Raw genomic sequence first — 13,785 nt, 5'->3', positions numbered from 1 at the left:
GGGAAAAGCCGCCGGCAGTGGGCGATTTGTGCAAAACCCTTCGAGCGGACCATATTGCGGTGCCTTGTCGCGAAAAATCCGGCTTGCAGGCGGACGGCCTGCGGCGCCGGATTTTCCACGAAAGTCCCTCGCAATATGGGCCGTCAAATCCCTATGCATAAGTGTCCACAGGGCCTAGAGCGACCAATCCTCCACGCGCAGGTTCTCAACCCTATTGAACTCGCCGACATTGTTGGTGACGAGCGTCAATCCACGGGCTTTGGCCTGTCCCGCAATCAGCACGTCATAAGGTCCGATGGGCGTACCCTTCGCGGCAAGGGCGGCCCGGATCTCGCCTGCGACAAAGGCATCGTTCCGGTCGAAGTCGAGGATCGGAAAATCCGCCATCAACAAACGCAGGGTTTCGAGATTGTGTTGGGCCTTCGCGCTTTTCTGCGCTCCAAAATAGAGTTCATACGCGACGACCGACGGGAGCCCGATAATGCCCTGAGGGCTATGGAGTACACGGGTGACCAATGCATCCGATTTGCGCCCGATCAAAGCGATGACGGCGTTGGTGTCGAGAATATGGGAGATCACCGAAATACCGCGTCGAGTTCCGACCGATCCTGCTGTTCCGGCTGCTCGCGCCCGCACATCATGAAGTCTTCACTCATGCCACGGGCAAGTGCCGCCTTCAGCGATGACCACTGCTCGCCTTGCTCGACGTGCGGGCGGAGAATGAGCGCGTCGCCTTCCTGCGTGATTTCGACGCGATCGACGTTGAAGCGGAATTCCTTAGGCAGGCGGACGGCCTGCGAATTTCCGGACTGGAACACCCGTGCAAGATGGGGCATGGTGGTCGCCTCCCACTTCCGTATCTACTTCCGTGTATATACTCTCTTTCGCCTCACGGTTCAAGACTTCCGAGCAAACGCGAAACCGCGTTGCCCTGCATTCGGATCGCTGGGGAGGCCTCCGCGGCTTGACTCTTGCCGAAAAGCCGGTAAGAGCAGCGGCGAACGAGGAAACCGCCATGCGACCGAAGGGTTCGTCCATCGCTGCGCTGAATTTGCCGGCCCACCACGCCGGGCCGATCAGCCATTTCTCGCTCGCTCGCAAAACCACGGCCAAAACGACGACGAAAACCGTCTGACGTCTCTGGCCCTCCGCTCTCTCCCCGGTAAGGCCGGGGACAGGAACTTCGCGGTCGGACCGCGCGGTTTCCCCCTCCACCAGACGAGGAGAGACAGAAAGAGAGCTTAGATCATGGGTTTCAAAATTGCTGTCGCAGGCGCCACCGGCAATGTCGGCCGGGAGATGCTGAACATTCTTTCCGAGCGCGGCTTTCCGGCCGACGAAGTGGTGGCGCTCGCCTCCTCGCGCTCGGTCGGCACCGAGGTCTCCTACGGCGACAAGACGCTGAAAGTGACGAACCTCGACACCTATGATTTCTCCGACACCGACATTTGCCTGATGTCGGCCGGCGGCGCCGTCTCGCAGAAGTATTCGCCGAAGATCGGCCGGGAGGGTTGCGTCGTCATCGACAATTCCTCGGCCTGGCGCTACGACGCCGATGTTCCGCTGATCGTACCGGAGGTGAACGCGGACGCGATCGCGCAGTTCTCCAAGAAGAACATCATCGCCAATCCGAATTGCTCGACGGCGCAGCTCGTGGTGGCGCTGAAGCCGCTGCACGATCACGCCAAGATCAAGCGCATCGTCGTTTCGACCTATCAGTCGGTTTCCGGCGCCGGCAAGGACGGCATGGACGAGCTCTTCAACCAGACCCGCGCTGTGTTCGTCGCCGATCCGATCGAGAGCAAGAAGTTCACCAAGCGCATCGCCTTCAACGTCATTCCGCACATCGACGTCTTCATGGAAGACGGCTACACCAAGGAAGAGTGGAAGGTTCTGGCCGAAACCAAGAAGATGCTCGACCCGAAGATCAAGGTGACCTGCACGGCCGTGCGCGTTCCGGTCTTCATCGGCCATTCGGAATCGGTCAATATCGAATTCGAAAACGAGATCACCGCCGACGAGGCGCGCGAGATCCTGCGCGAAGCGCCGGGCTGCCTGGTCGTCGACAAGCATGAGAACGGCGGCTATGTGACGCCTTACGAATGCGCCGGCGAGGACGCGACCTATATCTCGCGCATCCGCGAGGATGCGACGGTCGAAAACGGCCTCAACATGTGGATCGTCTCGGACAACCTGCGCAAGGGCGCGGCGCTCAACGCGGTGCAGATCGCAGAGCTGCTGATCAACCGCGGCCTGATCAAGCCGCGCAAGCAGGCGGCTTGAGCGGCCTCGGTCGGGCAAAATTTTAAGCCCCGCCTGCCTCGTTATGGCGACAGGCGGGGTCCGCAGTTCGTCGGCGGGCAATGGATTCACGTGAAACCGCGTGCCGGCGAAGAGCGGAAAACGAAGCGGGAATTTCGAAGGCAACAGATTCGGGCAATCGACGGGGTATTCTATGCATAGGGTGAAGAGCGCAGCAGCGGGCCTGGCGGCCCTGATCTCAACCGTAGTTCTTCCGGCGGCCGCCTCTGCGGCGCAGTGCGGCAATGACGGCAGCGGCTTCTCCGCCTGGCTGTCGGAATTCAAGCGCGAAGCCGCCGGGAACGGCATCAGCCCTTCGGTAGTTGACCAGGCGCTCGCCAACGTCTCCTACAGCAGGGCGACGATCCGCGCCGATCGCGGCCAGAAGAGTTTCAAACTGTCGCTCGACCAGTTCATGCAGAAGCGCGGCGGTCAGGTGATCATTTCGCGCGGCAAGAAGCTGCGGGCGCAGAATGCCAGGCTCTTCCAGAGCATCGAGCAGCGCTACGGCGTTCCCGCCGGCCCGTTGATCGCCATCTGGGGCATGGAGACCGGCTTCGGCTCGTTCCTGGGCAAGGAACACACGCTTTCCGCCGTCTCGACGCTCGCCTATGATTGTCGCCGCTCGGATTATTTCACGAACCAGCTTTACGCAGCCCTCCAGCTCGTCGAGCGCGGCGACCTCAGCCCGGCCGCCCGCGGGGCAGCGCACGGCGAGATCGGACAGACGCAATTCCTCCCGGTGAACGTGCTGAAATACGGCGTCGACGGCGACGGCAACGGCCATGTCGACATGGTCCGCTCCAAAGCGGATGCGCTTGCCTCGACGGCGAATTTCCTGCGCGGCCATGGTTGGCAGCCGGGCGGCGGCTATCAGCCGGGCGAGGTCAACTTCGCCGCCATCCAGGGCTGGAATGCCGCCAGCGTCTATCAGCAGGCGATCGCCATCATCGGCGCCGAAATCGACGGCGGGTGACAGAAAGACTCACCGGCGTAACCGGTTGCAATTTGCCCCTCACCCTAACCCTCTCCCCCGCATGCGGGCTACGGCATGCACATATCTCTTGCGCGCCGGTGCGGCGGATACTGCTCATGAATGGGATCCCTCGGGAACCCAACCGCCTCAACCCCGCTCGGTCTCGGTTGCCCCTCAACCGGCTGCCGCCACCTTCTCCCCGCAGGCGGGGAGAAGGGATATGCCGCGCCCGCTCGCTCCCTCGGGCGGGCGGTGAATGCGGGGTTCAGTTGGCGCCGCTTGTCCCTTCTCCCCGCCTGCGGGGAGAAGGTGCCGGCAGGCGGATGAGGGGCCTGACTGGCGGCCGTTACATTCCCGGTCGGGAAAAGTCGCCGGTCTTCGCGTCCATGACCCAGAGCTCGCCGGTCGAGATGTCGAACCATGCGCCGTGCAGGCGCAGCTTTCCCTTCGACTCGAGAATGTTCACGCAGGGAAACGTCCTCAGATTGGCGATCGAATTGCGGATCGAGACCCGCTCGAGCGCGCGCTGCCGTTCCGCCTGAGTCATCACGTCGTTGCTCTGGATCTGCTCGGCGGCCGGTTTCAGGAGGTTCATCCAGCGGCCGATGAAATCGCCCGGGGAGAGGGGCTCGGCGTCCGGGTCGAGGGCCGCCTTGATGCCGCCGCAGCGCCCGTGGCCCATGACCACGATGTTGGTGACCCGCAGCGACTGGACCGCGAATTCGAGCGCGGCCGAGGTCGAGTGATAATGTCCGTCCGGTTCGTATGGCGGCATCATGTTGGCGACGTTGCGCACCACGAAGAGTTCTCCCGGGCCGGAATCGAAAATCGTTTCGGGTGCGGCGCGGGAGTCGCAACAGGCGATGACCATCGTCTTCGGTTTCTGACCGCTCTCGGCGAGCGTCTTGTAGCGCTGCTGCTGTTCGTTGAAGCGACCGCTCATGAAATTGCGGTAGCCGGTCAGAAGATGTTCCGGAAAGCCCTGTATATCCATCGGTAACCCCGTTTCATCCACTCGTTCCTGCGGCATCGTCCTGGTGCTCCTTCTTTGATCGGGATTCAAGGAAACATGCGGGTAGCGTGTCTGAAAGACGCACCGGGAACCATGAAGCGTCGAACTGTTACAGCGAGCTCCCGCCATTCGAAAGGGCGAAATGCGTCCATGAGGCATTTCTTCCGTATCTGATGCTATTTCTTCCGCTGCTATTTCTTCCGCGCTTGGCTCGGATGCATGAGGCGGCGCATCTGCACCATTGCCATCGGTGTCGCGAGGCTCGATGCATCCTGTTCGAGCGTCAGCTCGTCGGAATCGCGCTTGCGGCTTCTCGCAATGACCTCGTAGACGCTGGCGGTCGCCATCTGCAGCGCGCGTTCCTCCGGAAGCCCTTCCAGGAGGCGCGCGAGGAATACGGCCGAGAGCAGGTCGCCGGTGCCGTTCGGAGGATTGTCGATCAGGCGGTGCTCGGCAAGCAGCGCATGGCGTCCGGACAGGTAAAGATTGCCCGTACCGCCGCTCATCATCGGTATCGCCGATGTCACCAGCACCCGTGACGGTCCGAGGTCGACCGCCGCGTCGAGGATAGCCGCATTCGTCTCGAGCGAAGCACCTGCCAACCAGGAGAGCTCGAACCGGTTGGGCGTGGCGAGCGTCGCAAGCGGCAGCAGCAGGTCGCGGATGGCGCCGGCGATCTCCACCGGGACGTAGAGGCCGCCCGCATCGCCAAGAATCGGATCGCAGGCATAGAAGAGCGCGGGATCACGCCGGCGCAGCGCCTTCACGAGGCCGGCAACGGCCGCCGCCTGTTCAGGGGAACCCAGATAGCCGGACAGCACCGCGCGCACCTCGCCGATCCAGGGCGCAGCGACGAGATCGTCAATGATCGAGCGGAAGTCCTCGTCCGGCATGGTCACCCGCGTCGACCGGCCGTGTCCCGGATGCCAGGGGAGCACGACCGTCGGCAAAGCCCAGACCCGATGGCCGAGCATTTCCAGCGCGAAGACGGCAGCCCGGTTGCCGACCGCACCGCGGACCACATGACTCGAAATGACGATGACGGCACCGGGCGCGGCAGGCGTGTCGGACATCGGGAGACCCCATTATTCGCTTTCGAAGTGTGATCGCCCGCCCCTCACGGCCTGTCAACAGCTGCTCTTGCAGACCACGCGTGAAGAAACTTCGGCGTTTTCGTTCGTTTTTGCGGTTTTTCGGGAAATTTTTGCAAAATTACCTTTGATTTAAATGGATTTAGGTCGAATCTACGTGATTTTCTCCGAAATCCGGCTCCATTTTGCCGAAATCCATCATAAAAACGGTCGCCATTGGGCATGGTTCTGGTAGGTTCAACCATCATGAGTGGAGAGCGATTTCATGGGCGTGAAGCATAATCCGAAGCGGGATCGGCACATCGATGCGGCCCGAGCGGCAGGGTCCAGATTCGGGGCCGAGACACTGCCACCGGAAATCCTCTTCGGCGGAGCGAGCAACGATGACCTCGACCGTTACACGCCTGAGATGCTGGCGCTCACCGCTGCCCACGCGCGCGGCGAGCTCGCGCGCTGGGACGGCGGCAAGCCGCAGGTCTCGGTGGAGACGGTAGCAGGGGTCGCACCGGGTGGTATCGAGGTTTCGATCATCGCGATCACCGAGCGCAACATGCCCTTCCTTTACGATTCGGTGATGGGAGAGGTGACGAGCACCCACCGCGACATCCACCTGGCGATCCACCCGATTCTGGTGATGGAACCCGGCAAGCCCGTGAAGCTCTTCGATCCGGACGAGGAAAGCGCGCCCGAGCACCGCGTCAGCCACATTCAAATCCACTTGAGCAGGCTGACGCCGCTCGAGGCACGCTCACTGAGCAAGCGCATCTCGGATGTGCTGGAGCAGGTTCATCAAGCCGTACACGACTGGCCGGCAATGACCGCTTTGCTCGACCAGGCAATGCGGGAGCTCGAGGACTACAACGCTTCCCGCAAGAAGAGCGACCGCGACGAGGCGCTGGCGTTCCTTCGCTGGCTAAGGGATAGCAACTTCACCTTCCTCGGCATGCGGGAATATACCTATTCCGGCAAGGGCGGACGGGCGACCGTCGAGCGCGGCAAGGGCAGGGGGCTCGGCATCCTGTCCAATCCGGACGTGCGGGTCCTGCGCCAGGGCAAGGATGCGGTGCTGACGACGCCGGAAATCCTCGCCTTCCTCGAGGGCCCAGACTTCCTGATCGTGACCAAGGCCAATGTGAAGTCGGTCGTCCACCGGCGTGCCCATATGGACTATATCGGCATCAAGCGCTTCGACGCCTCCGGCAACGTCGTCGGCGAGCTGCGCATCGTCGGTCTGTTCACCTCGACGGCCTACACGCGCCAGGCGTCGGAGATCCCGCTGCTCAGGCACAAGATCGAGAAGATCGTCGATCATTTCGGCTATGATCCGCAGAGCCATTCCGGCAAGACGCTGGCGAACACGCTGGAAGCCTATCCGCGCGACGATCTTTTCCAGATCGACGTCGGGCTTCTCGCCGCCTTCTGCGAACAGATCAACGAACTCGGCGACCGCCCGCGGGTACGGGTGCTGCCGCGCATCGACCACTTCGACCGCTTCGTGTCGGTCATCGTGTTCGTGCCGCGCGAACAATACGATTCCGATGTCCGCGAAAAGATCGGCGATTATCTGAAGACAGTCTATGACGGCCGGGTCTCGGCCTATTACCCGGCCTTTCCCGAAGGCGGGCTCGCACGCGTCCATTTCATCATAGGACGCTCCGGCGGCAAGACGCCACGGGTTCCCCAGGCGAAGCTCGAAGAGGCGGTCCGCGCCATCGTCACCCGCTGGATCGATCGGTTCAATCTGCTCGCCCGCAAGGAGGGCACCGAGATATCGGTCGGTGAGGCCTATCAGGCGGCCTTCACGCCCGCGGAAGCCTATGCCGACCTCGGAGACATCGCCGCCTGCACGGCTGGCGACCCGATCCGCATCTCCTTCTACCACCGGCATCAGGAGCGGCCGGATACGCTGGAACTGAAGATCTTCCATGCCGACACGCCCGTTTCGCTGTCGCGCCGCGTGCCGCTTCTCGAAAATCTCGGCTTCCGTGTCATCAGCGAGCAGACCTACGACATCGGCGTGCACGTCCATGGGGACGAGCCCCGCGAGGTCGTCCTTCACGACATGGAACTGATCCACCGCGACGGGCACACGCTCAACCTCGCCAGAATCGGCCCGGCACTGGAGGAGGCCTTCCTCGCGGCCTGGAACGGCACGACGGAGGACGACAACTTCAACCGGCTGGTCCTGCTTGCCGGGCTCACCGCCCGCGAAATCACGGTACTGCGCGCCTATGCGCGCTATCTGCGCCAGGCCGGCATCACCTATTCCCAAGGCTATATCGCCGATACCCTGAACAAATATCCGACGATCGCCGCCGACATCTTCCGTCTCTTCTCCACGCGCATGGATCCGACGACGGAGGTGAAAGCACGCACGAAGAAGTGCAGCGCCTTGCTGACAGGCATCGAGGAGGCGCTGTCTGCCGTGCCCAGCCTCGACGAGGACAGAATCCTGCGCCGCTACGTCAATGCGGTCCAGTCGACGCTCCGGACGAACTATTTCCAGAAGGACGCCGAGGGCAGGCCGCGCGCGGTTCTTGCCTTCAAGCTCGATCCGAAGCAGCTCGAAGGCCTGCCGGAGCCGCGGCCCTTCCGCGAGATTTTCGTCTACGGCACGGAAGTGGAAGGCGTCCATCTGCGCTTCGGCAAGGTAGCGCGCGGCGGGCTTCGCTGGTCCGACCGGGCACAGGACTACCGGACCGAGGTGCTCGGTCTCGTCAAGGCGCAGCAGGTGAAGAACGCCGTCATCGTTCCGGTCGGCGCCAAGGGCGGCTTCTATCCCAAGCAGCTGCCTGTCGGCGGCAGCCGCGACGAGATCTTCAAGGCGGGAACGGAAGCATACAAGACCTATATCCGCACGCTGCTCTCGGTTACCGACAATATCATCGGCCAGGAGGTCGTTCCCCCTGAGGACACGTTACGGCTCGACGGCGACGACCCCTATTTCGTCGTTGCCGCCGACAAGGGAACGGCAACCTTCTCCGACACGGCGAATGCGCTCGCCCAGGAAGCGGACTTCTGGCTCGACGACGCCTTCGCTTCAGGCGGCTCCGCCGGCTACGACCACAAGAAGATGGGGATTACCGCACGCGGCGCGTGGGAGGCCGTCAAGCGGCACTTCCGCGAAATGGACGTCGACATCCAGACGACGCCCTTCACCGTCGCCGGCGTCGGCGACATGTCGGGTGACGTCTTCGGCAACGGCATGCTGCTTTCGGAAAAGATCCGGCTGATCGCGGCCTTCGATCACCGCGATATCTTCATCGATCCCGAGCCGGATATCGATCTCTCCTTTGGCGAGCGCAAGCGAATGTTCGCGCTGCCACGCTCCAGCTGGCAGGATTATGACCGCAAGGCGCTCTCGCCCGGCGCGATGATCATCTCGCGTTCGGAAAAACTGGTGACACTCACCCCCGAAGCGATGGCGGCGATCGGCATCGACAAGCCGAAGGCAACGCCCTTCGAGATCATGAGCGCAATCCTGAAGAGCCCGGTCGACCTGCTCTGGTTCGGCGGCATCGGCACCTATGTGCGCGGCGCCAACGAGACGGATGCGGAGGTCGGCGACCGCGCCAACGACGCGATCCGCGTCTCCGCCGAGGACGTGCGGGCGCGCGTGATCGGAGAGGGGGCCAATCTCGGCGTCACCCAGAAAGGCCGTATCGGCTTCTCGCTCAATGGCGGGCGCTGCAACTCCGATGCCATCGACAACTCGGCCGGCGTCAATTCCTCCGACGTCGAGGTCAACATCAAGATCGCGCTTGCCTCGGCCATGCGCGACGACCGCCTGACCCGGCCCAAGCGCAACACGCTTCTGGCATCGATGACGGACGAGGTGGGACATCTCGTGCTGCGTAACAACTACCAGCAGTCGCTGGCGATCTCGCTCACCGAAATGCAGGGCCTCGCCAACCGCACGCCGCTGGCGCGGCTGATGGCGCGGCTGGAGGCCGACGGTCACCTCAACCGGAAGGTCGAGACCCTGCCGACCGACCAGGCGATGAGCGAGCGCTACCAGGCGGGCCGGCCGCTCACGCACCCGGAGATCGGCGTGCTGCTCTCCTATGCGAAACTGGTGCTCTTCGACGAGCTGATCGTCAGCGAGATTCCGGACGACCCCTATTTCACGGCGACCCTGGAGCGCTACTTCCCCGCAAAGATGCGCAAGGCCTATGCCGGCGACATTCACGGGCACCGGCTGCGCCGTGAGATCATCGCGACCGTGCTCGCCAACGAAACGATAAACCGCGGCGGCCCCGCTTTCGTCTCGACGCTGACGGATGCCACCGGCTTCCTATCCGCCGACGTCGTGAAGGCAGCGGTGCTGGCCCTGGATGGCTTCGATCTGCCGCGCATCTACGGCGAGATCGACGCGCTCGACAACAGGATCAGCGGCGCGATCCAGAACAGGCTCTATCATGAGGTGGGGCGTATCTTTGCGCTCGTCGCCGAAAGGGCGCTGCGCACCCGCGCCTCCGAGGGCTCCGTGGCCGAAGCGGTTGCCCGGCTTCGCGACGGGCTGCAGAAGCTGCGCGGCACCATGCGGGCGGCGATATCCAGGGAGGGTGCCGAGGAAGCGCGCCTGAGGGCCGCTGGCTTCATCGAAAACGGCGTGTCGGCAAAGCTTGCCGAGGAAATCGCCGAACTGTCGCTCATGACCCTGGTCCCTGAGATCATGCAGATCGCCACGGTAACTGGCGAGCCGCTGAGCCGCACCGCCCAAGCCTATTTCACCGTCACCGAGAGCCTGAGGATCAACCGCCTGCTGGCGGCCGCCGACCGCGTGCCCGCCACCGAGCAGTTCGAGTCAATGGCGCTCTCGCGGGCGGTCGGCGATATCGGCACCGCACGCCGCGATATCACCATCGCCGCCCTCGTCGAGCATAAGGGCGACCGAAACCCCGTTCTCGCCTGGCAGGACCGCGATCGCCAACGCGTCGCCACTGTCGGCGACCAGCTGAGGCTGCTGACCGAAAAGGGCGAAACGACCCTCGCCAAGGTCACTGTTGCAGCCGGTCTCCTCAGCGATCTTGCACGCGGCTGGACGAAATGACACAGTCCCTCCGGCCGTAAACAAGCCGGAGGGCCCAATTCCGCTCCGGTTGAAGGTTGTTCTTCATTGCCCTGCCCGCCGCCTACGAACGCGGCGCGCTTGCGCAAGTGCCGGGGAGGGATGAAGTGGATATCGCGGCTGGGCGAATGGAGGAGCGGCCTCGGACTTCGCGTCTCGGCATTGCCGGCTGGATGCTGTTCGACTGGGCCGCGCAACCCTTCTTCACCGTCATCACCACCTTCATCTTCGCGCCCTATTTTGTTTCCCGGCTAACGGCCGATCCCGCACATGGACAGGCGGTCTGGGGCTATACGCTGACCGTCGCGGGGATCGTGATTGCCCTGCTTTCGCCGGTCCTCGGCGCAATTGCCGATGCGTCCGGCCCACGAAAGCCGTGGATCGCCTTTTTCGCCGCCGTGAAGATCATCTCGCTCGCCCTGCTCTGGAACGCGGCACCGGGCTCGTCCCTGATCTATACGGCGCTCCTTCTGGCGCTGGCGACCGTGGCCGCCGAATTTTCCATCGTCTTCAACGATTCGATGATGACGCGGCTCGTGAGCGAAAAGGAAGTGGGACGCATCTCCAACATCGCCTGGGGCCTCGGTTATCTCGGCGGCATGATCGTGCTGATCGCCGTGGTCGCGCTGATTGCCGGAAGCCCGCAGACCGGCAAGACGGCGATCGGACTCGAGCCTCTGTTCGGGCTCGATCCGGCAAAGGGCGAAGACGCCCGGATCACCGGCCCCATATCCGCCGCCTGGTACCTCGTTTTCATCCTGCCGATGTTCCTCTTCACGCCGGATGCGACCAGGGCAAGGATGTCCATGGCGAAGGCAACCGCTCGGGGCTTCGAGGAACTGAAGGGCACGCTTGCCGAACTCAAGGAGAGGGCCGGCATCTTGCGGTTCCTGATCGCCCGGATGATCTTCCAGGACGGCGTCAACGGGCTGCTCGCGCTCGGCGGCACCTTCGCCGCCGGGATGTTCGGATGGCAGACGATGGAACTCGGGCTCTACGGCATCATCCTGAATGTCGTGGCGATCTTCGGCTGCCTTTATGCGAGCAGGCTGGATGCACGGCTCGGCTCCAAGACGATCGTCGTCGCAAGCCTCGTCTCACTGACGATCGCCACGCTCGGCATCGTCTCGACCGGGCCCGGTTTCACGCTCTTCGGGCTTGTCCCGCTTGGCTCGACGGACTCGGGCGGCCTCTTCGGCACCGCCGCCGAAAAGGCCTATATTCTGTATGGACTCTTGGTCGGCGTGGCCTTCGGGCCGGTCCAGGCCTCATCCCGATCCTACCTCGCGCGCAGTGTTTCGCCCGACGAAGCCGGGCGTTATTTCGGTCTCTACGCCCTTTCCGGCCGCGCCACCTCGTTCCTGGCGCCCGCCTCGGTCGCGACGATCACGCTTGTGACCGGTTCGGCCCGGATCGGCATGATGGCGCTGGTCGCCTTTCTCGCCGTCGGTCTCGTGATCCTCCTGCGGACCCCCTATCCGGCGCACCGGCCGCTATAGGAATTTCGCGCAGGAGGCTTAGAGCGGGATGAGAAAAAGTGTGGGCGGTTTTGCGCCCGCATCCCGCGTCTCGACTTCTTGGAATCGATCACGTTCATGTCCTTAGGTCGACCCGACCCAAAAACATCGTGATCTAGTGCCGGAAATGCCGCATGCCTGTGAAGACCATCGCGACATCGTGCTCGTTCGCCGCCGCGATCACTTCTTCGTCGCGCATCGAACCACCCGGCTGGATGACGGCGGTTGCGCCGGCAGCGATGGCTGACAGAAGCCCGTCGGCGAAGGGGAGGAAGGCCTCCGAAGCGACGGCCGAACCGCGCGTCAGCGGCTCGGCGAGGCCCATCGCCTTGGCCGCTTCTTCCGCCTTTATGGCAGCGATGCGCGCGGAATCGACGCGGCTCATCTGGCCGGCGCCGATACCCGCCGTCTGGCCGTCCTTGGCATAGACTATGGCATTGGACTTGACGTGCTTCGCCACCTTGAAGGCGAACTTCATGTCTTCGAGTTCCTGCGCCGTCGGCGCACGCTTGGTAACCACCTTGAGCTCCAGGTCCTCGACCATGCCGTTGTCGCGCGTCTGGACGAGCACCCCGCCGGCGACCGTCTTCGCCGTCAGGCCGGGCGTGCGCGGATCCGGCAGGCCGCCGGCCGCAAGCAGCCGCAGGTTCGGTTTGCGGGCGATGACGGCTTTCGCGTCGTCGCTGACCGAAGGCGCAATGATCACCTCGGTGAAGAGCTTGACGATCTCTTCCGCGGTCTCGGCGTCCAGTTCCTGGTTGAGCGCGATGATGCCGCCGAATGCCGAGGTCGAATCGCAGGCGAGCGCCCGGCGATAGGCTTCCGCGAGCGAGGGCGCGGTCGCAACGCCGCAGGGGTTGGCATGCTTGATGATGGCGCAGGCCGGTGCCTTCTCCGGCAGGAATTCCGCCACCAGTTCGAAGGCGGCATCGGTATCGTTGATGTTGTTGTAGGAGAGCTGCTTGCCCTGTAGCAGCGCCGCCGTGGCCACTCCCGGCCGTTTCTCGCCGGTCACGTAGAATCCGGCTTTCTGGTGCGGGTTCTCGCCGTAGCGCATCTCTTCCCTGAGCAGGCCGCCGAGGACGCGGTGGCGCGGCATGGGCGTGTCGAGCACTTCGGCGAACCAGTTGGAGATCGTCGCATCATAGGCCGCCGTGCGGGCATAGGCCTTGGCCGCCATTTTCTGGCGAAAGGCGTAGCGCGTCGCGCCGTCTGCGATTTCCTCCAGCAGCGGCGAATAGTCCGCCGGGTCGGTGACGATCGTCACATAGGCATGGTTCTTGGCCGATGCCCGGATCATCGCGGGGCCGCCGATATCGATATTCTCGACCGTGGTCGGATAGTCGCCGCCCTTGGCCCGGACTTCTTCGAAGGGATAGAGATTGATGACGGCGAGATCGATCGCGGTGATGCCGTGCGCGCTCATGGCGTCCGCATGCTCCGCGTCGTCGCGGATCGCGAGAAGACCGCCATGGACGCCGGGGTGAAGCGTCTTGACGCGCCCGTCCATGATTTCCGGAAAGCCGGTCAGCTCCGACACGTCGCTGACGGGAAGGCCGGCATCGGCAAGCGCCTTGTGCGTACCGCCGGTCGAGATGAGCCGGATACCCTTGTCGTTGAGGGCGCGGGCGAGTTCGACGATGCCCGTCTTGTCGGAGACCGAAAGGAGGGCGGTTTTGATCCGGACCTCGTCCGGGGCGGGGATTTTCTTGGAGGCGACAGCCATCGACCTTGCTCCTTTGGCAGCGCCGGACGCGTAGTGAGGAGGTTCCGGCGATTGGGATGGCTGCCCGTTAGCATAGCTTGTTCCCGGAAGG

At 63.5% G+C, this 13,785-nt stretch carries 10 protein-coding genes; 5 read left to right on the top strand and 5 right to left on the bottom strand.

Translation table 11 applies throughout. From position 1 onward, the window contains the following. Positions 1-174: 174 nt before the first annotated feature. Both JOH52_RS06600 and JOH52_RS06595 read right to left on the bottom strand, forming a co-directional pair. The gene (locus tag JOH52_RS06600; RefSeq protein WP_010970565.1) at positions 175-579 is read right to left on the bottom strand and encodes a type II toxin-antitoxin system VapC family toxin; all 405 of its coding nucleotides are present in this window, start codon (positions 577-579) and stop codon (positions 175-177) included. Then, complete coding sequence (locus JOH52_RS06595; RefSeq protein ID WP_010970566.1) at positions 576-836, bottom strand: AbrB/MazE/SpoVT family DNA-binding domain-containing protein; 261 nt, start codon at positions 834-836, stop codon at positions 576-578. The genes JOH52_RS06600 and JOH52_RS06595 overlap by 4 nt, the downstream gene beginning before the upstream one ends. A 128-nt stretch (positions 837-964) precedes the next feature. On the opposite strand from JOH52_RS06595, the gene JOH52_RS06590 reads away from it, so the two are divergent. The 3 genes from JOH52_RS06590 to JOH52_RS06580 all read left to right on the top strand — a co-directional run bounded on the left by JOH52_RS06590 (position 965) and on the right by JOH52_RS06580 (position 3,277). Continuing rightward, positions 965-1,135 (top strand): hypothetical protein, encoded by a 171-nt coding sequence (locus tag JOH52_RS06590; RefSeq protein ID WP_010970567.1) that lies wholly within the window; start codon positions 965-967, stop codon positions 1,133-1,135. A 113-nt stretch (positions 1,136-1,248) separates the two neighbouring features. After that, positions 1,249-2,283 (top strand): aspartate-semialdehyde dehydrogenase, encoded by a 1,035-nt coding sequence (locus tag JOH52_RS06585; RefSeq protein WP_003531790.1) that lies wholly within the window; start codon positions 1,249-1,251, stop codon positions 2,281-2,283. A 172-nt stretch (positions 2,284-2,455) separates the two neighbouring features. Beyond that, positions 2,456-3,277, top strand: a complete 822-nt coding sequence (locus tag JOH52_RS06580; protein ID WP_013844939.1) for a lytic murein transglycosylase — start codon at positions 2,456-2,458, stop codon at positions 3,275-3,277. 346 nt (positions 3,278-3,623) lie between these two features. Here JOH52_RS06580 and JOH52_RS06575 read toward each other — a convergent pair whose 3' ends face one another. Both JOH52_RS06575 and pdxY read right to left on the bottom strand, forming a co-directional pair. Further along, on the bottom strand, positions 3,624-4,307 hold the full coding sequence (locus JOH52_RS06575) for a carbonic anhydrase (RefSeq protein ID WP_010970569.1): 684 nt from the start codon (positions 4,305-4,307) through the stop codon (positions 3,624-3,626). 173 nt (positions 4,308-4,480) lie between these two features. Further along, entirely contained in the window at positions 4,481-5,362 is an 882-nt protein-coding gene (gene pdxY, locus JOH52_RS06570; protein WP_010970570.1) for a pyridoxal kinase PdxY, read from the bottom strand. 283 nt (positions 5,363-5,645) lie between these two features. On the opposite strand from pdxY, the gene JOH52_RS06565 reads away from it, so the two are divergent. Continuing rightward, complete coding sequence (locus JOH52_RS06565; RefSeq protein ID WP_107010568.1) at positions 5,646-10,433, top strand: NAD-glutamate dehydrogenase; 4,788 nt, start codon at positions 5,646-5,648, stop codon at positions 10,431-10,433. Positions 10,434-10,558: 125 nt separating this feature from the next. After that, positions 10,559-11,950 carry an MFS transporter gene (locus JOH52_RS06560; protein WP_010970572.1) on the top strand — a complete coding sequence of 464 codons (1,392 nt, stop codon included), beginning with the start codon at positions 10,559-10,561 and terminating at the stop codon, positions 11,948-11,950. A 133-nt stretch (positions 11,951-12,083) separates the two neighbouring features. On the opposite strand, the gene purH is transcribed toward JOH52_RS06560, so the two are convergent. Beyond that, a complete protein-coding gene (purH, locus tag JOH52_RS06555; protein ID WP_010970573.1) occupies positions 12,084-13,694 on the bottom strand; it encodes a bifunctional phosphoribosylaminoimidazolecarboxamide formyltransferase/IMP cyclohydrolase in 1,611 nt (536 codons plus the stop codon). Positions 13,695-13,785: the final 91 nt, after the last annotated feature.

The sequence above is a fragment of the Sinorhizobium meliloti genome (genome assembly GCF_017876815.1).
Classification (GTDB): Bacteria; Pseudomonadota; Alphaproteobacteria; order Rhizobiales; family Rhizobiaceae; genus Sinorhizobium; species Sinorhizobium meliloti.
This window is presented reverse-complemented; position numbering and strand designations above follow the sequence as displayed.

What these genes read in the sequence shown, in the direction of transcription:
- JOH52_RS06595 (WP_010970566.1), bottom strand. Translation starts at nt 836, where the DNA reads ATGCCCCATCTTGCACGGGTGTTCCAGTCCGGAAATTCGCAGGCCGTC.
- pdxY (WP_010970570.1), bottom strand. Translation starts at nt 5,362, where the DNA reads ATGTCCGACACGCCTGCCGCGCCCGGTGCCGTCATCGTCATTTCGAGT.
- JOH52_RS06575 (WP_010970569.1), bottom strand. Translation starts at nt 4,307, where the DNA reads ATGCCGCAGGAACGAGTGGATGAAACGGGGTTACCGATGGATATACAG.
- JOH52_RS06580 (WP_013844939.1), top strand. Translation starts at nt 2,456, where the DNA reads ATGCATAGGGTGAAGAGCGCAGCAGCGGGCCTGGCGGCCCTGATCTCA.
- JOH52_RS06565 (WP_107010568.1), top strand. Translation starts at nt 5,646, where the DNA reads ATGGGCGTGAAGCATAATCCGAAGCGGGATCGGCACATCGATGCGGCC.
- purH (WP_010970573.1), bottom strand. Translation starts at nt 13,694, where the DNA reads ATGGCTGTCGCCTCCAAGAAAATCCCCGCCCCGGACGAGGTCCGGATC.
- JOH52_RS06585 (WP_003531790.1), top strand. Translation starts at nt 1,249, where the DNA reads ATGGGTTTCAAAATTGCTGTCGCAGGCGCCACCGGCAATGTCGGCCGG.